Annotated in this window: 19 protein-coding genes; 11 read left to right on the top strand and 8 right to left on the bottom strand. The window is 69.0% G+C overall.

Annotated features, from left to right (window positions below; genetic code table 11):
- Positions 1–140: 140 nt before the first annotated feature.
- The gene (locus tag ABZ855_RS05035) at positions 141–1,310 is read right to left on the bottom strand and encodes a steroid 3-ketoacyl-CoA thiolase (protein WP_360801018.1); all 1,170 of its coding nucleotides are present in this window, start codon (positions 1,308–1,310) and stop codon (positions 141–143) included.
- Positions 1,311–1,579: 269 nt separating this feature from the next.
- On the opposite strand from ABZ855_RS05035, the gene ABZ855_RS05030 reads away from it, so the two are divergent.
- Together ABZ855_RS05030 and ABZ855_RS05025 are read left to right on the top strand one after the other, a co-directional pair.
- Positions 1,580–2,818 carry a cytochrome P450 gene (locus ABZ855_RS05030; RefSeq protein WP_360801015.1) on the top strand — a complete coding sequence of 413 codons (1,239 nt, stop codon included), beginning with the start codon at positions 1,580–1,582 and terminating at the stop codon, positions 2,816–2,818.
- 120 nt (positions 2,819–2,938) lie between these two features.
- Positions 2,939–3,847 (top strand): squalene/phytoene synthase family protein, encoded by a 909-nt coding sequence (locus ABZ855_RS05025; protein ID WP_360801012.1) that lies wholly within the window; start codon positions 2,939–2,941, stop codon positions 3,845–3,847.
- Between the two features lie 112 nt (positions 3,848–3,959).
- On the opposite strand, the gene ABZ855_RS05020 is transcribed toward ABZ855_RS05025, so the two are convergent.
- Positions 3,960–5,975, bottom strand: a complete 2,016-nt coding sequence (locus tag ABZ855_RS05020; protein ID WP_360801160.1) for a bifunctional glycosyltransferase 87/phosphatase PAP2 family protein — start codon at positions 5,973–5,975, stop codon at positions 3,960–3,962.
- A gap of 252 nt (positions 5,976–6,227) precedes the next feature.
- On the opposite strand from ABZ855_RS05020, the gene ABZ855_RS05015 reads away from it, so the two are divergent.
- The gene (locus ABZ855_RS05015; RefSeq protein WP_360801009.1) at positions 6,228–7,109 is read left to right on the top strand and encodes a metallophosphoesterase; all 882 of its coding nucleotides are present in this window, start codon (positions 6,228–6,230) and stop codon (positions 7,107–7,109) included.
- A gap of 70 nt (positions 7,110–7,179) precedes the next feature.
- A complete protein-coding gene (locus ABZ855_RS05010) occupies positions 7,180–7,851 on the top strand; it encodes an O-methyltransferase (RefSeq protein ID WP_360801006.1) in 672 nt (223 codons plus the stop codon).
- A gap of 83 nt (positions 7,852–7,934) precedes the next feature.
- On the opposite strand, the gene ABZ855_RS05005 is transcribed toward ABZ855_RS05010, so the two are convergent.
- Complete coding sequence (locus ABZ855_RS05005) at positions 7,935–8,327, bottom strand: FHA domain-containing protein (RefSeq protein ID WP_105971499.1); 393 nt, start codon at positions 8,325–8,327, stop codon at positions 7,935–7,937.
- 154 nt (positions 8,328–8,481) lie between these two features.
- Between ABZ855_RS05005 and ABZ855_RS05000 the strand changes: the two genes are divergently transcribed.
- Positions 8,482–8,895, top strand: a complete 414-nt coding sequence (locus ABZ855_RS05000) for a DUF1992 domain-containing protein (protein WP_360801002.1) — start codon at positions 8,482–8,484, stop codon at positions 8,893–8,895.
- A gap of 43 nt (positions 8,896–8,938) precedes the next feature.
- On the opposite strand, the gene ABZ855_RS04995 is transcribed toward ABZ855_RS05000, so the two are convergent.
- Together ABZ855_RS04995 and ABZ855_RS04990 are read right to left on the bottom strand one after the other, a co-directional pair.
- Entirely contained in the window at positions 8,939–9,409 is a 471-nt protein-coding gene (locus ABZ855_RS04995) for a hypothetical protein (protein ID WP_360800999.1), read from the bottom strand.
- Between the two features lie 5 nt (positions 9,410–9,414).
- Entirely contained in the window at positions 9,415–10,017 is a 603-nt protein-coding gene (locus ABZ855_RS04990; protein WP_360800996.1) for a hypothetical protein, read from the bottom strand.
- A 193-nt stretch (positions 10,018–10,210) separates the two neighbouring features.
- On the opposite strand from ABZ855_RS04990, the gene ABZ855_RS04985 reads away from it, so the two are divergent.
- A complete protein-coding gene (locus tag ABZ855_RS04985; RefSeq protein WP_360800993.1) occupies positions 10,211–10,729 on the top strand; it encodes a GNAT family N-acetyltransferase in 519 nt (172 codons plus the stop codon).
- Here the strand turns inward: ABZ855_RS04985 and ABZ855_RS04980 are convergent.
- Complete coding sequence (locus ABZ855_RS04980) at positions 10,722–12,815, bottom strand: MFS transporter (RefSeq protein ID WP_360800990.1); 2,094 nt, start codon at positions 12,813–12,815, stop codon at positions 10,722–10,724. The two genes, ABZ855_RS04985 and ABZ855_RS04980, sit on opposite strands and share 8 nt — an antisense overlap.
- 207 nt (positions 12,816–13,022) lie before the next feature.
- On the opposite strand from ABZ855_RS04980, the gene ABZ855_RS04975 reads away from it, so the two are divergent.
- Both ABZ855_RS04975 and ABZ855_RS04970 read left to right on the top strand, forming a co-directional pair.
- Positions 13,023–14,015: a peptidoglycan-binding protein gene (locus ABZ855_RS04975; protein WP_360800987.1), complete on the top strand. Its 993-nt coding sequence runs from the start codon at positions 13,023–13,025 to the stop codon at positions 14,013–14,015.
- Between the two features lie 59 nt (positions 14,016–14,074).
- On the top strand, positions 14,075–15,082 hold the full coding sequence (locus tag ABZ855_RS04970; protein WP_360800984.1) for an RNA-binding protein: 1,008 nt from the start codon (positions 14,075–14,077) through the stop codon (positions 15,080–15,082).
- Positions 15,083–15,105: 23 nt separating this feature from the next.
- Here the strand turns inward: ABZ855_RS04970 and ABZ855_RS04965 are convergent, their stop codons facing one another.
- Positions 15,106–15,645 carry a DUF6368 family protein gene (locus ABZ855_RS04965; protein WP_360800981.1) on the bottom strand — a complete coding sequence of 180 codons (540 nt, stop codon included), beginning with the start codon at positions 15,643–15,645 and terminating at the stop codon, positions 15,106–15,108.
- Positions 15,646–15,751: 106 nt separating this feature from the next.
- Between ABZ855_RS04965 and ABZ855_RS04960 the strand changes: the two genes are divergently transcribed.
- The 3 genes from ABZ855_RS04960 (at position 15,752) to ABZ855_RS04950 (ending at position 17,205) form a co-directional block, all read left to right on the top strand.
- The gene (locus ABZ855_RS04960) at positions 15,752–16,240 is read left to right on the top strand and encodes a hypothetical protein (RefSeq protein ID WP_360800978.1); all 489 of its coding nucleotides are present in this window, start codon (positions 15,752–15,754) and stop codon (positions 16,238–16,240) included.
- A gap of 85 nt (positions 16,241–16,325) precedes the next feature.
- Positions 16,326–16,577, top strand: a complete 252-nt coding sequence (locus ABZ855_RS04955; protein ID WP_360800975.1) for an NAD(P)H-binding protein — start codon at positions 16,326–16,328, stop codon at positions 16,575–16,577.
- A 55-nt stretch (positions 16,578–16,632) separates the two neighbouring features.
- Positions 16,633–17,205, top strand: a complete 573-nt coding sequence (locus ABZ855_RS04950; protein ID WP_360800972.1) for a hypothetical protein — start codon at positions 16,633–16,635, stop codon at positions 17,203–17,205.
- A 152-nt stretch (positions 17,206–17,357) separates the two neighbouring features.
- Here ABZ855_RS04950 and ribD read toward each other — a convergent pair whose 3' ends face one another.
- Complete coding sequence (gene ribD, locus ABZ855_RS04945) at positions 17,358–18,296, bottom strand: bifunctional diaminohydroxyphosphoribosylaminopyrimidine deaminase/5-amino-6-(5-phosphoribosylamino)uracil reductase RibD (RefSeq protein ID WP_360800969.1); 939 nt, start codon at positions 18,294–18,296, stop codon at positions 17,358–17,360.
- Position 18,297: the final 1 nt, after the last annotated feature.

Raw genomic sequence — 18,297 nt, 5'->3', positions numbered from 1 at the left:
ATCCCCCGGCTCGCGAACTCCATTGCGGTGCCACAAGCCTGGCCGTCCTGAGCCGCCAACGGGAGGTGGGCAGAGCACACACCTACGGATCACGAAGGGTGACGGGCCGCCCACCCGACCCCGGGAAGGGCCACCGCCCCTCACAGCCGCTGGATGATCGTCCCCGTAGCCAGCGCCCCGCCCGCGCACATGGTGATCAGTGCGAACTCCTTGTCCACGCGCTCCAGTTCGTGCAGTGCCGTCGCGATCAGCCGGGCCCCGGTCGCCCCCACCGGATGCCCGAGGGCGATCGCCCCGCCGTTCACGTTCACCTTCTCCAGGTCCTGTTCGAAGACCTGGGTCCAGCTGAGCACCACGGAGGCGAACGCCTCGTTGATCTCGATCAGGTCGATGTCCTTCAGCGTCATGCCCGCCTTGCCGAGGACCGCCCGCGTCGCGTCGATCGGACCGTCCAGATGGAAGTGCGGGTCGGATCCCACCAGCGCCTGGGCCACGATCCGTGCCCTCGGGCGCAGCTTCAGCGCCCGCGCCATGCGCTTCGACGCCCACAGGAGCGCGGCCGAACCGTCGCTGATCTGGGAGGAGTTGCCCGCCGTGTGGACGGCCGTGGGCATGATCGGCTTGAGGGAGGCCAGCGCGTCGGCCGAGGTGTCCCGCAGCCCCTCGTCCCGGTCGACGAGGCGCCACATGCCCTGTCCGGCGCCCTGTTCCTCCTCCGTCGTGGGCACCTGGACGGCGAACGTCTCCCGCTTGAACCGCTCCTCCCCCCACGCGACCGCCGCCCGCTCCTGCGAGAGGAGCCCCAGCGCGTCCACGTCCTCGCGGGTCAGTCCCCGGCGCCGGGCGATCCGTTCCGCCGCCTCGAACTGGTTGGGCAGATCCACGTTCCACTCGTCCGGGAACGGCTTCCCGGGGCCGTGCTTGGACGCCGATCCCAGCGGCACCCGCGACATGGCCTCCACCCCGCAGCTGATGCCGACGTCGATGACGCCCGCCGCGATCATGTTGGCGACCATGTGCGAGGCCTGCTGCGAGGAGCCGCACTGGGCGTTGACCGTCGTCGCCGCGGTCTCGTACGGCAGGCCGACGGTCAGCCATGCGGTGCGGGTGGGGTTGGCGGACTGTTCGCCGGCCTGGGTGACCGCGCCGCCGACGATCTGTTCGACGCAGTCGGCGGGGATGCCGGTGCGGCCCAGAAGTTCGCGGTAGGTCTCACCCAGGAGGTAGGCGGGATGGAGGTTGGCGAGCGCGCCGCCGCGCCTGCCGATGGGGGTGCGTACGGCTTCGACGATCACGGGTTCCGCGGCCATGGTGGGGAGTTCCTCTCCTCAGGTCACCCGCGCGGCGCGGGCGTCCCGGCCCACCCGCCACGCAGAACTAGTACGCGTTCTAGTTCTGTCTGCAGTCTGCTGACGGGTCCTCGAACACCGCAACCCCCTTGCAGCGCCCGAAAGCACAACCGGTGCCCGGAATTGGTGGTGTCGTGGCCCTTGCCTCTTCTGGAACCCGTTACTACCTTCGCGACACCCACCCATTCCTGATGGACCGTCAGATACTGATCAGATGACGGGAGTTTCCGATGGCGTCCTGCCCCGCGATGCCCGAAGGGTTCGACTTCACCGACCCCGACCTGCTCCAAGACCGCGTACCTCTCCCGGAGTTCGCCGAGCTGCGCGCCACCGAGCCGGTCCACTGGGTGCCCCAGCACCCCGGCATCGCGGGCTTCGCCGACGAGGGCTACTGGGCCGTCACCCGGCACGCGGACGTCAAGTACGTCTCCACGCACCCGGAGTTGTTCTCGTCCACCACCAACACGGCGATCATCCGCTTCAACGAGCACATCGAGCGCGACGCGATCGACGCCCAGCGGCTGATCCTGCTCAACATGGACCCGCCCGAGCACACCCGCGTCCGCCAGATCGTGCAGCGCGGCTTCACCCCGCGCGCGATCCGCGCCCTCGAGGACAACCTGCGCAGCCGCGCGCTCGCCATCGCCGCGAACGCCGCCGCCCGCAGCGGCCCGTTCGACTTCGTCACCGAGGTCGCCTGCGAACTGCCCCTCCAGGCCATCGCCGAACTGATCGGCATCCCCCAGGAGGACCGCCTCAGGATCTTCGAGTGGTCCAACAGGATGATCTCGTACGACGATCCGGAGTACGCGATCACCGAGGAGGTCGGCCAGGAGTCGGCCATGGAGCTCATCGCGTACGCCATGAACATGTCCGCCGATCGCAAGCAGTGCCCGGCTAAGGACATCGTCACCACTCTGGTGGCCGCGGAGCACGAGGGCAACCTCACCTCGGACGAGTTCGGCTTCTTCGTGCTGATGCTGGCCGTCGCGGGCAATGAGACCACCCGCAACGCCATCACCCACGGCATGCACGCCTTCCTCACCCACCCCGACCAGTGGGACCTGTACAAGCGCGAACGTCCGGCGACCACCGCCGAGGAAATCGTGCGGTTCGCGACCCCCATCGTGTCCTTCCAGCGAACGGCCACCCGGGACACGGAGCTGGGCGGCCAGAAGATCAAGGAGGGGGACCGGGTAGGCCTGTTCTACTCCTCCGCCAACCGCGACCCCGAGGTCTTCGACTCCCCGGACGTCTTCGACATCACCCGCGACCCCAATCCCCACCTCGGCTTCGGCGGCGGAGGCCCGCACTTCTGCCTCGGCAAGTCGCTGGCCGTCATGGAGATCAACCTGATCTTCAACGCCCTCGCCGACGCCATGCCTGGCCTCACCCTGGCGGGCGACCCGCGCCGGCTGCGCTCGGCCTGGGTCAACGGGGTCAAGGAACTCCAGGTGAGCGCGGGCTGACCCGCGCCCGGCCCAGTACTCGGGCCGGCGGCCTCCCGGCGCCGCCGGCCCGTCCGACGTCCTGCGAGCACCGCCCGTACACTGCAGACGCAACTGCAACTACGACGGTGAGGCGTGCCGGTGCGATCCTGGCATCGTTGTCTGGACGCGGCGGGAATACACAGCGGGAGCGACCGCGCCGCGTATCTGAAGGCCAAACAGTTCATGCTGAGCCGGGAACCGGCCGGCCACCTGGCGGTACGCCTGCTGATACCCGACCGCCTCCAGCCCCACATCCTGGCCGGATACGCGTTCGCCTCGTTCACCGACGACCTCTGCGACCGCGGCACGGTCCCGGAACGGACGCGTCGCTACGCGAACTGGGCCCAGCAGGTGCGCACCGCGCTGGACACCGGAACGGCCCGGCACCCCCTGCTGCGCGCCTTCCTGCACACCGCCGAGGCACGCGAACTCCCGCGCTCCTGGGTCGACTCGTACCTCGTGGGCGCCCAAGTCGACCTGGACTTCGCCGGGTTCACGACCGAGGACGACTACCAGGCGTACATCGAGCAGCTCACCTGGCCGTTCCTGATGATCACCTCGGGCCTGTCGATGCCGGGCGGCGGCAGCCAGGCGTACGCGGACAGCTGCCGGCTCCTGGCCGACGCCTGCCAGCGCACGGACTTCCTCACCGACCTGGCCGAGGACCTGCGCGACGGCCGCCTCTACCTCCCCACGGACGACCTGGAGAAACACGGAGTCACCCGTTCCGACCTGGAACAGGGCCGCGACCTCCCAGCCGTCCGCTCCCTCCTCTCCGCCACAGCGGCAACAGCCCACGCCACACTCCGCGAGTCCACCCGAATAGTCACCGAACTCCCGGAAGAACAACGCAGATTGACCCGCTTCGTCATCCTCCTCCACGCCCACCGCCTACGCAGAGCAGTAGCGATGGGCGCATCGCTAACCCAGGGCCCGGTCCGAGACAACCCCCTCGAACTCCTACGAATCCTCTCCCGCTCCAACGACCCAACCCGACCCCTCCTCTAGAGACACGGAACGGACCGCTTTCAGGGGCGCGGGGAACTGCGCAACAAGCCCCCACCGACCCTGCTTTCAGGGGCGCGGGGAACTGCGCGACAAGCCCCCACCGGCCCTGCTTTTAGGGGCGCGGGGAACTGCGCGACAAGCCCCCACCGGCCCGCACCCCACCAACTACCTCAACTCCCCGCCCCACATCCCGAGCCCGCGGCCCCATAAACAAATAAGACAACCCAAACCCCACCAAAACAACCACTCCCCCACCCACCGCATCCAACACCCAGTGATTCCCCGTAGCCACAATCGCCCCCACGGTGAACAACGGATGCAACAACCCCACCCCCTTCATCCACCACCTCGGCGCAACAACCGCCATCACCACCCCACACCACAACGACCACCCGAAATGCAACGACGGCATCGCCGCATACTGATTGGCCAACGCCGTCAACGTGCCATAGTCCGGCTTGGAAAAGTCCTGCACCCCGTGCACCGTGTCGATGAACCCCAGCCCCGGCATCAACCGCGGCGGCGCCAGCGGATAGAGCCAGAACCCGACAAGAGCAAGCAGCGTGGTGAAGCCGAGCGACGCCCGCGCCCACCGGTAGTCCACCGGCCGACGCCAGTACAGAACACCCAGCACGGCCAGCGGCACGAAGAAGTGGAACGTCGTGTAATAGAAGTCGAAGAACTCCCGCAGCCAGCCGATCCCCACGACCGTGTGGTTGCCCCAGTGCTCGATGTCGATGTGCAGAAACTTCTCGATGTCATGGATCTGGTGACCGTGCGCCTCGGCGGTCGCCCGACCGCTCGTGGTCGTGTCCCCCGCCGCGGCGAGCCGCACCTTCTGATAGGCCGCGTAGGTGACCCGGATGAGCACGAGTTCGAGCAGCAGGTTCGGGCGCGTGAGCACCCGCCGCAGGAACGGCAGAAGCGGCACGCGGCGGAAGCGTGCGGGGACCGGCGCCGCGTAGACCGTGGGCACCGGTGAGCGGTAGTGCTCCGAGGCCCGGGACAGGAACGGTACGACCGTGGCGGCGGCGACCGCGGCCAGCAGTACAACGTTGTCGCGGACCGGATGGAGGGGACCCATGTTGGGGATGACCATCTTCGCGGGCAGCGTCATCACCACGATGACGGCGACCGGCCACATGTACCGGTCGGAGGCGCGCCTGCCGACCCGCCCGACGACAGCGAGCAGCACCCACAGCAGCTGATGCTGCCAGGACGTGGGCGAGACCACGACGGCGGCGCAGCCGGTGATCGCGACCGCGAGCAGCAGCTGACCGTCCTCGGCGTACCGCACCGCCCGGCGCAGCCCGAGCACGGCGACGCCCGCGCCGAGCACCAGGAACAGGCCGATCTCGAGCGGCCCCTCGAAGCCCAGCCGCAGCAGCGCCCCGTGCAGGGACTGGTTGGCGAGGTCGTCGGCGGGTCCGCCGAGCCCGGCCCCGCCCAGGTGGTGGACCCAGTAGGTGTACGAGTCGTCCGCCATGGCGACCCAGGCGAGCGCGGTGCAGGCGGCGAAGGTGACCCCGGCGGAGACGGCAGCCCGGCGCCGGCCGGTGAGCCACAGCAGCGGCGCGAACAGCAGCACCGTGGGCTGCAGGGCCGCCGCGAGCCCGATGAGCGCACCGGCGGCCCGTTCCTCACGCGCGACGAAGCAGCCGAGGAGGACCAGCAGGACGGGAATGATGCTGGTCTGGCCGAGGTAGAGGGTGTTGCGCACGGGCAGCGACAGCATCAGCAGGCTGATCGCGACGGGCGCGGCGAGCAGCGAGGTGCGGCGACTCACGGGCGTCGGCAGGGCGCGGGCGGCGACCACACCGAGTACGACGACAAGCAGCAGCGTGCCGAAGGTCCAGCCCCAGCCGAGGGCCTGCTCGGCGGCCCGGGTGAGCGGCTTGAGGACGAGTCCGCCGAAGGGCGTGCCGGTGAACCGCGTCGAGTCGTACAGCGACCCCTTGACATGCAGAACGCCGTCGGGCCCGACCCAGGTCTCCAGGTCGGTCAGCCGGTCCGCCTTGGGGGTGCTGAGCACGGCGGCGACCTGTCTGACCGCGAGGACGGCGACGATGAGCCAGAGCGCCGCACGGGCCACCTTCAGCCGTGCCTGCACTGTCCCGGCGGCGCCCATCTGCAAGGCACCTCCCGCTCCACCACCGTGCTCCGCGTTCGCCACGCCCCGCAGACCTCCTGCCCAGTTGGCCCCGTACGTTCCGTACGTTCCCTAACATCCCATGGACGCTGTTTTGCACCCACGCGTCCTATCCTCTACGAGTCCCTGGAGAATCGCACCGTCTCCTGTGAGAGACGCGCGCAACCTCTTTCCACCTGACCTGCTCCGGTCGACCGACGGTCGCGTGCGGGGAGGCGTAGCGTCGGCGGGATGCGGATCCTCCATCTCTCCGACACCCACATCAACCACGCCGGCGCGCCCAACCGCCACGGCGTCGACACCACCGGCTCGCTGCGCGGGATGCTCGCCGACGTACGGCATCTCGAGGACCTCTCGGCCGTCGTCGTCAGCGGGGATCTCGCGGACAGCGGGGCGCCCGAGGAGTACGCGGTCGTACGGGACCTCGTGGGCGCCTTCGCCCGGGAGCGGGGCATCCCGGTGTTCTGCGCCACCGGCAACCACGACGAACGCGGCGCCTTCGCGAAGGCACTGGGCAGCGGCCACCTCGACCCGACGGGCGGGGACCGCGCCGACTCCCGACTCGCTTCCCCCGAAGGCGAGTTGGCGGCGGCGAGCCTGGTGGACGGGCATCGGATCGTCACCCTCGACTCACTCGTGCCGGGCAAGGTGTACGGATATCTCGGCACCGCCCAACTGGACTGGCTGCGCGAGGAGTTGCGCACCCCGGCGGCACACGGCACGACAGTCGTGCTGCACCATCCGCCGGTCCACCTCGACAACGCGCTCCAGCGGGCGATGGGGCTCGGCAACCCGGAGGACCTCGCCGACGCGGTCCGTGGCAGCGACGTACGGCTGATCCTTTGCGGCCACTTCCACCTCCAGATCATGGGGTACCTGGAGGCGGTGCCGGTGTGGGTGACGCCGGGAGTGGTCAACCGGATCGACCTGACCGGCCCGGCGGGCACGGAACGGGCGGTGCGCGGGGCCTCTGCCACGCTCGTCGACCTGGGCTCGCCGTACGGCCCGCTGTTCCACACGCTGCACGCCCGCGATCCCCGGGCCGGTGAGACGGTGTACGAACTCGACGAGGCGCGGATCAACGAGGTGGTCGCCCGTGAGGGCTACAAATGACTCGGCACATGTCCCGTACCGCACACCCAGGCCCCGAAACACCTCGTCCCGAACGGAAGGCACGACTCATATGAGCGAGTCCCAGCGCTGGGAAGACGTCGACGACTACTTCACCACCCTCCTGGCTCCCGCCGACGACGCCCTGGAGGCAGCCCTGCGCGACAGCGACGCGGAGGGGCTCCCGCACATCAACGTGGCCCCGAACCAGGGCAAGCTGCTCCAGCTCCTGGCCCAGATCCAGGGTGCCCGCTGCATCCTGGAGATCGGCACCCTCGGCGGCTACAGCACCATCTGGCTGGGCCGCGCGCTGCCGGCCGACGGCAGGCTGATCACCCTCGAATACGACGAGAAGCACGCCGAGGTCGCCCGCCGCAACCTCGCCCGGGCCGGCCTCGACGGCATCACCGAGGTGCGGACGGGACCGGCCCTGGAGTCGCTGCCCAAGCTGGCCGACGAGAACCCCGGGCCGTTCGACCTGGTCTTCATCGACGCCGACAAGGCCAACAACCCGCACTACGTGGAGTGGGCCCTGCGGCTGACCACCACGGGCAGCCTGATCATCGTGGACAACGTGGTGCGCGGGGGCGCGGTGACCGACGGCGACTCCACCGACCCGAGCGTCCGGGGCACCCGCGCCGCGCTCGAACTCATCGCCGGGCACCCGAGGTTGAGCGGCACGGCGGTGCAGACGGTGGGCAGCAAGGGGTACGACGGCTTCGCGCTGGCGAGGGTCGTGGCGTAGGGCGAGGAGCCCCTCCCCCGACTCGGCACTCGCCCCCGCCCTGCCCGAGTACTGCCGCTACTGCCGCTACTACCGCCCCTGGCTCAACCCTCGTGGTAGAAGCCCACGTTGACGCTGCGCGGCCCGGTGCGGTCCTGGACGATGATCTCTCCGGCACCGCCCCGGGGCAGCGGCACGCTCCCGCCGTACGGCACGGTCTGGGCGTACTCGCCGACCACCAGGCGGACTTCGGAGGACGGGTCGGGCTGGGAGCCCTGCAGCCAGGAGAGGTGCCAGGTGTTGTCGGGGCCGCACAGGAACTCCAGGTGGACCCGTGAGACGAACAGCCAGTCGTCGGGCGTCACGAGACGGCACACGGCCTTGTCCCGGCCCACCCGCATGATGGCCCCCGGTTCGCTGGGCGCCTCGGCCATGAGCATGCCGGCCGTGGCGCCGGCGTCCGTCCCGGAGACGGTGGCCATGGTGAGTTCGAGCACGTGCGCTCCTTCTGAACGGTCACCGGAGTGACCCGACCGGCCCTCGCGGACAGTCGTTGCTGAACAGTCCCTGTACGGCAGCCATGTTGCCGTACGCCGCCGCATGATAAATCGCCCAATCGTCCGGTTGGGCGAGGTCCGGCACAATGGACACATGACCGAACGCAAACCAGCCGGTGTGAGTTTCGAGTCCTGGGTCGACAAACAGATCCGCGAGGCGGAGGCGCGCGGCGAGTTCGCCGGGCTCGCCGGCGCGGGCAAGCCGCTGGCCGACGGCGGCAACACGTCGTACGACGAGCTGTGGTGGGTCAAGCAGAAAATGGCCCGCGAGGGGCTGTCGGTCCTGCCGCCGACGCTGGCCCTGCGCAAGGAGGCGGAGGACGCGCTCATGGCGGCGCGGACCGCCCCCTCGGAGGGGGCGGTCCGCCGGATCGTCACGGAGATCAACGTCAAGATCCGCGACATGATGTTCAAGCCGCCGCCCGGCCCCCCGCTGGGCCTCAAACCGTACGACGTCGACGAGGTCGTACGGGAGTGGCGGGAGACCCGGGCGGACCGGGCGGACTAGGCGACGGCTGTGGTGCGCTTGCGTCAGCTGTGGTGCGCGTGCGTCAGCTGTGGAGCAGGCGCTCCGCGAGTTCGCGGTAGTCCCGCAGGGCGAGCCGGAGCCGCTCGGTGTCGCCGGTGTCCTTGCCGTCGGAGGACTGCAGGGTCGCGCGTACGGTACGGCGGCTGCGTGCCACCGCCTCCGTGAGGCGCTCGGTGACCTCCTCCAGCACGCGGTCGGCCTCCTCGACGGACTCCTGGGGGCCGTCCACGAACCCGGTGACGGCGTGCTGGAGCCGCAGCGTCAGCTTGTCCCGCTCGTCCTGCGCGAGCAGCGCGGTCCCGGTCCCGGTCCTGTGGGACGTACCGCCCTCGGGGGCGCGGACGGGAGCCGGTGCGCCGGACGACGCCGACGAGGCCGCCGGCGGGGGCGTGGGCGGGGACGGCGGTACGGCGGGAGCGCCGCCGACGTGCCTGCCGCCCTCCGGCTCCGCCGTCTGGGGCCTCTTGCCGTCCCGGTTGTCGATGTCCGTCATGTGGGTCAACTCCCCTTCAGCTGAAGCTTGTGGAGCCGCGACTTCGAGTTCGCCCGGGGCCGCTCCCGCTCGCCGATCAGATCGTCGAAGAAGGCGCGGGCCTCGATCATCGCGGTGCGCATCTCCTCCGTGCCGGCCCGTTCCTCACGGGCGGCGTGGTGCACGCGCCGGTAGCCGTGCACATGGTGGGCGTGGTGCACCGACAGCGCGGCGAACTGCTCCTCGTACTCGCCGCCGCCGGGGAAGCCACGGGCGCCGGCCAGCTCGGCCAGGAGCAGGTCGGCGTCGGCGACCGCCTGGCGCGGCGACTCGACGAACCGTTCCTGGGCGGCGGTCCAACGGGCCGCGAACCGTTCCCGCTCAGCGGAGTCCAACGGCCGTTCCCGCAGGTCGCCGTGGCGTTGGACGCGCTCGGCCAGTTCGTGGTCGGCGGCCTTGGTGTCCCCGTCGTGACGGGCGACGACCCGCTCGTACTCGGGTCCGAAGCGCCGTTTCAGATCGCGTGGGCCGTGCGGACCGGCGGCCCGCCGGTTCAGGGCGACCGCTCCGATGACGACGGCCGCGACGACAACGATCACGATCAGCGCGATGAGCATTCCTGTGGACATGAGCGCCTTCCGGATTTCTCGACCGACTTCTCGCCCGACCCGCCCGTCCGACAGCCCGAACAGGCCGGTTACGTCCCCGGGTTGCCCGGAAGCGACGACCCAAACAGCCCACCGCGGGACTCGCCGGTCACCTCGCGCCCGTCGCACATATTCGGTTGCGCACCCGGTACGGGGGCTCCGGAGAATGCGGGTCATGACCTGGACCATCGCCCCGGAGCCCTTCGACTCCCCTGTCGCCGCCGCGCTTTGGCGGGCGTACTACACCGAGGTCAGCGACCGCTGGTACCTCCTGCACGAGGGCCGGCGTACGGATCCCGACGAGCTGGAGCGCGAGGTCGCGGCTGTTTCGGGTGCCGAACTGGTACCGCCCACCGGACAGTTGCTCGTCGCCCGGTACGAGGGTGAGCCGGCCGGCAGTGCGGGCGTACGGCTGCTCGACGCCACGACCGGTGAGCTGACCCGGGTCTTCCTCCACGAGGGTGTGCGCGGCAGGGGCGGCGCTTCCCTCCTCGTGGCCGCGGCGGAGGACGCGGCACGGGACCTCGGTGCCCGGTACCTGGTCCTGGACACCCGCTCCGACCTCGTCGAGGCGCGCGCCCTGTACGCGCGCCTGGGCTACACGGAGACCGAGCCCCACAACGACGGCCAGTACGCCGAGCACTGGTTCCGTAAGGACTTGGCGGACACGAGGAGTCCGGCGGGCCTCAACTGAGCCTGTCAACCGAGCCGTTGTGCGGCTGTTCCGTGTCCGAACCGCACAACTCCTCGTTCAGCAGCTTCACCAGCTGGACGAGGTCGGTGGGCCGGTCCGGCCCCCACCAGTCGCCCAGCAGCTCGGCCAGGGACTCCTCACGGGCCCTGGCGAGCCGTTCGGCGGTCTCCTGCCCCTGGTCGGTGAGTACGAGGTCGAGTCCCTCGCGTACGGCGAGCCGGCGTTCCTCGATCTGCCGGGCGGCCTCGATGATCACGGTCGGCGGTACGAGGCTGCGCTCGGCCAGTACCGCGGGCTCCGCCCAGCCGTACCGCCGGATGCGCAGCAGCAGCCAGCTCGCCGCGGGGTACAGGTCGAGGCCGGCCCGGGCGGTGATCGTCCGGTAGATCTCGCGGCGCCCCTCGCGGGTGCCGAGCACGGACAGCGCGCGGCACACCTCGTCGTAGGACGACCGCTGGACCGGGTTGCTGGCGAGGGTCTCCGTGACGTCGGGCGCGGTCACCGAGCCGCGCAGCTTGTCCTCGCGCAGGAACCAGGCGAGGACGAAGCCGACGACGGCGACCGGAGCGGCGTACAGGAACACGTCGGTGATGGCGGCCGCGTACGCCTCCAGGGCGGCCGGGCGCAGGGCGGGCGGGAGGGCGGCGATGCCGCGCGGGTCGGACTCCAGCGCGTCCGCCGACACCCCGGCGGGCAGCCGTACGCCCCGGAAGGCGTCCTCGAGCTTGTCGCCGAGGCGGCCGGCGAAGACCGTACCGAAGACGGCCACGCCGAAGGACGCGCCGATGGAGCGGAAGAAGGTGGCGCCGGAGGTGGCGACGCCCAGATCCTCGTACGAGACCGCGTTCTGCACGATCAGCACCAGGACCTGCATGACCAGGCCGAGACCCAGGCCGAAGACGAGGAAGTACGCGCTCATCTCGCCGGTGGAACTGTGCTCGTCGAGCTGGTGCAGCAGGAGCAGGCCCAGGGCGGTGACGCCGGTGCCCGCGATGGGGAACACCTTCCAGCGGCCCGTGCGGCTGACGATCTGCCCCGAGACGGTGGAGGCGAGGAGAAGGCCCAGCACCATCGGCAGCATGTGCACACCGGACATGGTCGGGGAGACACCCTGGACGACCTGGAGGAACGTCGGCAGATAGGTCATCGCGCCGAACATGGCGAAGCCCACGATGAAGCTGATGACGGCCGTGAGGCTGAAGGTGCGCAGCCGGAACAGCTTGAGCGGGAGGACGGGCTCGGCCGCCCGTCGCTCGACGAGGACGAAGGCGACGGCCAGGACCACTCCGAGCACCGCCAGCCCGACGATCCGCGCCGAGCCCCAGCCCCAGCCGTCGCCCAGGGAGGTGACGAGAATCAGACAGGTGGCGACGGAGGCGATGAGGAAGGTGCCCAGGTAGTCGATGACATGCCGGGCGGACCGGCGCGGGATGCGCAGGACCGTCGCGATGACGCCGAGGGCGACGGCGCCGACGGGGAGGTTGACGTAGAACACCCAGCGCCAGCTGAGGTGTTCGGTGAAGAGCCCGCCCAGCAGCGGCCCGAGCACACTGGTCGCACCGAAGACGGCACCGAACAGGCCCTGGTAGCGGCCACGATCACGCGGTGGGACCAGATCCCCCACGATCGCCATCGACAGCACCATCAGCCCGCCGCCGCCGAGCCCCTGCAACGCCCGGAACCCGATCAGCTGGGGCATGTTCTGCGCCATACCGCACAGCGCCGACCCGATCAGGAAGATCACGATCGCGGCCTGGAACAACCTCTTCCGGCCGTACTGGTCGCCGAGCTTGCCCCAGAGGGGTGTCGCGGCGGTCGACGCCAGCAGATAGGCGGTGACCACCCATGACAGGTGATCCATTCCGCCGAGATCGCTGACGATGGTCGGCAGCGCGGTCGACACGATGGTCTGGTCGAGCGCGGCGAGCAGCATGCCGAGCAGCAGGGCACCGATGGAGACGAGTACGTTCCCGGGCACGTGTTCGGGCCCGGCAACCGCCGACCGCCCGTCCGCCGCGCCATGCACCGCGCCGCCCGCCGCGCCGTCCGCCGCGTCTCCCGTCCTACCGCGCGCTTCCGCGGCCATGAGGACCTCCACCTCCTGTGTCCTGTGACTCTTGTGACTCTCGTGACACCCCCATCGTGGTCGGTGTGACCGGTTATGGCCTGTCGAATCCTCACGAGATTCGACGGAAGACCGGATTCCGGGGGCTTCCGGGAGAAGGTGTGAAGGGGCTTTGGATAATCTCGGGGATTCGTACGGGGGTTCGTACGCGGAAGGGACCAACGCGCAGTGAACGATCCGATGGGGCACGTGTGTCCGGAGTGCGGCGCGCCCCGGGGAGCCGACAACACGCCCTCCTGCACCTGCGCCGAACGAGCGGCCGACGCCCACCTCGAGAACCGCACGGCGGAGGCGGCGGCAGCGGAGGACTTCGACCCCCTGCGCATACGCCCGTACGTGGAACTGACCCCGGAAACACCGGGGTCGCCCGGAGACACGGCCCACACCCCGGCAACCGAGGCCACGATGCCGATGCCGCCGGTCCAGGAGACCGACTGGCCGACCGGAGAGGCAACGGCACCGATACCGGCGACACCCCTGCCCCTTGGCCCGGAGAGCACCCCCTCCCCCTTCCCCTCCCCCTCCGAGGACGAGCCACCGAGTAACGGGTCGGGCAGCCGCCCCAAGGTCCTCCTCCTGGGCGTCGCAGGAGCCGTGGTCGCCATCCTGGCGGCGGGCGGACTGGCCGGCGGAATGTTCACGTACGACAAACCGGACCGGGACAACACGGCCGCCCAGGAGGTACGGGAGAGCGTGCCGGCGGCGACGACCAGCGCGGCGTCCCCGACCCCCTCCTCACCAAGCCCCACCCCCTCGAAGTCGACGACGGCACCCACTCCCACCCCGACCCGCACAGCGAGCCCGACCCCCTCGCCCACCCCGACGGCCGCGTCCCCGACCCCGTCGAGCACGCCCACCCCGACCCAGGCCCCGCCGACCGCCCAGGCGACCGGCACGATCACCCCGTCCCCGGCCCCCGGCCACGACAGGGACACCGCCCCGGTCCTACGCCCGGGCGACCACGGCGACGAGGTCCTCGAACTGCAACTGCGGCTACGCCAGTTGGCCCTGTACCTGAACGACACGGACGGCGTCTACGACGACAACGTCACGAACGCGGTGACCACGTACCAGACGACCCGCACGATCGACACGGATGAGCCGGGCGTATACGACCGCACAACGAGGGAGCGACTGGAAGCGGAGACGACGGAACCGTAGGGCCGCAGGGCGCCCATCCTCTCGGTGTCTCAGTTCGGCGTTTCCTGGAGGATGGGGCGGTGCTGGCCTACTTCTACAGCGTCAACAAATACGATCCCGCCGACCGTGACGAACACGGGTCCTACACCGGCCCGGAGGACACCGTCAGCGATCACGGTGACGTCGAGGCGGCCTATCTTCAGGCGGTTGCGGCGTTCGCCAAGGACACCGGAATCGATCGTCTGACCGTACGCGAACCGCAAATCCCCTCCCTGGCACATTTCGGCGTCGAGCCTCCGGTGGATGGCTTCGGCCTGGACGGGCTCTTCCCATCCGGGCTGACCGACTTCCACGACGGGGCCGAAGTGCCGCTCGACATCGGGCTGGAACTGGTGCGGGCCATGCTGCGCGACGACGGCGCGTGGTGCAGGTTGGAGGTCGAGGACACCTTCGCAGCCCATGTGGGGTGGGACCAGTACCTCTACATCAGCAGTAGCCGACCATGCACGGAGGCGCTGGTCCGGACCCGCGAACTCGGACTGTTCCCGGAACGCATGGATGCCTCCCCTTACAGCTTCGAGGATGAGGAGGAGGGCACGCAGCGGCCCGGCGACGACGACTTCTGGGCTTTCTTGCACCGGGCCGTCTGCGAGGGCGTCGCCGGAACGCTGGAAGAGACGTACCTCGAAGGCGCCACTCGATGGCACCGGCTGACCGTCGACACCATCAGCACAGTCCGCGCCGCACTGGCTCCTCGGGCCCGCCTGGAGGTATGGCCCCCCTTGTCCTGCGACGTGGAAACCGTCCTGGGAGCACTCCCCGCCGAAGGCCTCGTCGAAGGCGTCTGGCAGGACGATGCCGGCCGCATCCACAGCGCCATCGCCAATGCCAACGAGGACGACTTCCTGGAGCTGACCGCGCGGATATCCAGTGCCTCTGCCGCCGCACTCCTGCCCGTTTACGCGGGTGAACGTGTGCCTCTGTTCACCGCCGTCATGCCTGACAACGACGGAGTTCTCCGGGCGCGCTGGCGAACCGCGCCAACGCCGAACGACCGGCAGTGGGCCCTCCACCATCACCAAGGGTGAGTGCGACGACCTGCGAGTCTGTGCTATTTGACCAATCGGAAGGCGGGGTGCCCAGCCCAGGCCCGCAGGAACTCCGCTGTTCCCAGCACCGTCCAGCCGTCGTCCGTGATCCCCAAGACCCCCGGAAGGTTGGCGGCGACCGACGCCTGTCCGTCCGGCAGCTCGGCTTTGGCCACGCCCCCGACGACGTCCATGACAGCGGCGGTCAGCATGGCCGTGGCCACGTGATCGATCCCGCGATTGCAGCAGGCGCTGACATTGACGGCATGGGTCGGCCTGAAGCCGAGGAGGGCCTCAACTTCCGCCTCATCCGCGTGCTCAGCCTCGAAGAGGCTCTCATCACCGACACCCGGCCCCATCAGATAGACCAGAAACGGCCGACGGCCGTCCTCCTCCCGCCCGTGCTCCACGCCCACTCGCTCTACCGGCACATTGACGTCGAAGAACCCGGGCCGCTTCGCGGCGAAGTGGGAGGAGAGCCCCACCATCAGCGCGCGGAACTCCCGCAGCGCGGCAGGGGAGAGCGGCTCCGCCAAATCGATCACCAACGTGGGACCGGACATGCTGGCGAGTTTAAAGAGTTTTCTCGCAATCACCGCAGCAGGAGTGGGTCCGTGGGTGGCCGGGCTCCTCGCACCGCCACGATCCCGATGTTGAGAGACTCCCGTCATGGGATCTTGGGGAACCTTGGGGCCGGCGTTGTTGTCGCTGGCAGGTGTTGCGCTCGGCGCGGGTGGATCACTGTTTGGCCAGTACCTGCTGTCACGAGCAAGCACTCGGCAGCTCGAAGCACAGGAGTCAGCCGCGCACCGGGCAGAGGTCAAGAACGCGGTCCTGAAGCTCCTGGGCCTTGCGTCGCAGGTGGAGAAGGCAGCGCTCGCACCCACGGGCGCAGCTGGCGCCATGGCCGATGCCAGGCTCGATCAGCTTATTGATGATCTGTGGCTGGCGCATGCGGAGATTGATTTGGCAGCCAGAAGTGAACCTCTGCGAGGCGCTGCCTATCGTTATGCGGCCCGCCTCGCGGAGGCAGCGAGGAACGGCATATCCGACGGGTCCGCGCTGCGCGGGCCGCAGGCGCAGTTCTTCGACGCGGCGTATGACGACATGTGGCCTGGCCATCGGCGGGCGGCCGGTGATTCCGTGACGCCTCAGTGAACGAGCTGTTTGAGCACTGGCCGCTGTTGAAGGACGAGCAGACGCGGTGTGACGGGATCAAGCCGGCTGCTCGGTCGACGCCGGTATGACTCGCGGCGAGCGTCTCAGCTTCGCCGCCGCCGACCTGACAAACGATGCCGGATGGGCCGACGCCATGAGCGGATGCGATGCCGTCCTGCACGTGGCCTCGCCCGTGCACATCGGCAAGGTAAAGAACGAGCAGGACGTCATCGGGCCGGCCCGCGAGGGCACCCTGCGCGTGTTGCGCGCGGCACGCGACGCAGGCGTCAAGCGGGTGGTGATGACCTCGGCGTTCCACGCGGTCGGCCGGCCATAAGCACACTGACCGCACGTTCACCGAAGACGACTGGTCGGTGCTCAACGGACCGGGCGTGGACGCCTACGGCAAGAGCAAGATCCTGGCGGAGCGCGACGCCTGGGACTTCGCGGCCGCGCAGGCCGGCACCATGGAGCTCGTCGCGGTGCTACCGGTCGCGGTCCTGTGCCCCGTGCTGGGCACGCAGATCTCGGGCGCCGGCCACATCGTGCAGCGCAGCCTCAACGGCGACATGCCGGGCTACCCGAACATGTGGGTCCCCATCGTCGACGTCCGTGACGTGGCCCAGGCTCACGTCGCAGCCATGACCAGCCCCACTGCCGCCGGTCAGCGGATCCTGCTGGCCGACGGACCGGCGCTGTCCATGCATCAGATCGGATCGATCCTGCGATCGCATCTCGGCGACGCCGCCCACCGCGTGCCGACCCGCACCATCGCCAACACGGTGGTCCGGCTGGCGGCAGTCTTCTCCGCGGAATTCCGGCCGGTCGCAGCAGACCTCAACTACGTCAAGAAGGTGTCGGACGACCGGGCCCGTCGCGTATTGGGCTGGCAACCCCGGTCGCCCGAAGAAGCCGTCATCTCCTCCGCCCGCAGCATGCTCGCCAAGAACCTCATCACCAACTGACGTGCGCGCGACCAGGCCTCTCAAGTAACCGCCGAGCCTCGCGCAGACGCACTGGGGCAGCGAGGCAGTCCTTTTCGAATGAGTCCAGCGGCGGCACGGATCTCATCCTTGGGACGTTAGCTTTACACACGACATACGACACACCGACAAGGTCACGATTTACGGCTGGAGCAATAGAAATCACTAGTTCTAGATCCTGCAACGCGGACATGCGATTCCGTCCGGGTAAGCCCGACCAATCGATATCCGTCCGGAATTGCGGCGACCCTGCCGAAATCCTTACCGGGCGACCAAGAGGGTGGGGTTCGCGGCAGGTAGGAGATCACTTGATCCACCATTCCGGCCGAAGCGATCAGAGAAAATCGATTGGCTACACCGGATAGCAGCACGGATCGAGCCCCTGCCCCACCGAGCGCTTTTACTATCTCATCGGCATCACTACTCAACACTCCGTGCGGAAGCTGAAATACGTCGTTGCCATGCCTCCCCGATTCTCCTTCTTCAATGCCACCTTCCTGGTCAATCACGAGATCATACGAACCTCGGAGCGAATCCACTTCACCACGGTAGATTCCCCGCCCGGAATCTCCATTTGGGTTCCCGTCCATACCAGCTTCATAGATCCATGTAATGAATGGTCGGCCATGATTCAAGGAAGATTGCCACGGACCCAGAACGAGAAGTGCCTCATCTTTCAGGAAACCCTGTTCGACTTCTATTCCAGCTCTCCGTAGGAGCGCTGCCCCACCTTCACCGCGGGACGTTGGGTCCATTACAGCAATGAGCACCCTCGCCACGTTCGCATTGATCAAAGCTTCACGGCACGGTGGTGTACGTCCGTAGTGATTGCACGGCTCCAGAGTTACGACAGCCGTTCCGCCCTCTGCCCGGTCTCCGGCAGCGCTAAGCGCATTGACTTCCGCATGCGATTCACCCTTGCGGACGTGATAGCCCTCGCCAACTGTTCGCCCCTCGCTGTCGAGAATGACGCACCCGACCGGCGGGTTCGGGCTGGTCGAGCCCATCCCCTGGGCTGAAATCGCGATCGCCCGACGCATGGCAGCCACTTCGTACTCGTGCGCATTCGCCACG

Source organism: Streptomyces sp. NPDC047042 (assembly GCF_040644035.1).
In the GTDB taxonomy this organism is placed as follows: Bacteria; Actinomycetota; Actinomycetes; order Streptomycetales; family Streptomycetaceae; genus Streptomyces.
Note: the sequence above shows the minus strand (reverse complement) of the source record. Positions and strands in the feature narration are given on the sequence as shown.

Coding starts and splice junctions, on each gene's coding strand:
- ABZ855_RS05020 (WP_360801160.1), bottom strand. CDS start 5,975: ATGGGCGCCGCCGGGACAGTGCAGGCACGGCTGAAGGTGGCCCGTGCG.
- ABZ855_RS05035 (WP_360801018.1), bottom strand. CDS start 1,310: ATGGCCGCGGAACCCGTGATCGTCGAAGCCGTACGCACCCCCATCGGC.
- ABZ855_RS04985 (WP_360800993.1), top strand. CDS start 10,211: ATGACCTGGACCATCGCCCCGGAGCCCTTCGACTCCCCTGTCGCCGCC.
- ABZ855_RS05030 (WP_360801015.1), top strand. CDS start 1,580: ATGGCGTCCTGCCCCGCGATGCCCGAAGGGTTCGACTTCACCGACCCC.
- ABZ855_RS05000 (WP_360801002.1), top strand. CDS start 8,482: ATGACCGAACGCAAACCAGCCGGTGTGAGTTTCGAGTCCTGGGTCGAC.
- ABZ855_RS04980 (WP_360800990.1), bottom strand. CDS start 12,815: ATGGCCGCGGAAGCGCGCGGTAGGACGGGAGACGCGGCGGACGGCGCG.
- ABZ855_RS04960 (WP_360800978.1), top strand. CDS start 15,752: ATGGGATCTTGGGGAACCTTGGGGCCGGCGTTGTTGTCGCTGGCAGGT.
- ABZ855_RS04995 (WP_360800999.1), bottom strand. CDS start 9,409: ATGACGGACATCGACAACCGGGACGGCAAGAGGCCCCAGACGGCGGAG.
- ABZ855_RS05010 (WP_360801006.1), top strand. CDS start 7,180: ATGAGCGAGTCCCAGCGCTGGGAAGACGTCGACGACTACTTCACCACC.
- ABZ855_RS05015 (WP_360801009.1), top strand. CDS start 6,228: ATGCGGATCCTCCATCTCTCCGACACCCACATCAACCACGCCGGCGCG.
- ABZ855_RS04955 (WP_360800975.1), top strand. CDS start 16,326: ATGACTCGCGGCGAGCGTCTCAGCTTCGCCGCCGCCGACCTGACAAAC.
- ABZ855_RS04990 (WP_360800996.1), bottom strand. CDS start 10,017: ATGTCCACAGGAATGCTCATCGCGCTGATCGTGATCGTTGTCGTCGCG.
- ABZ855_RS04965 (WP_360800981.1), bottom strand. CDS start 15,645: ATGTCCGGTCCCACGTTGGTGATCGATTTGGCGGAGCCGCTCTCCCCT.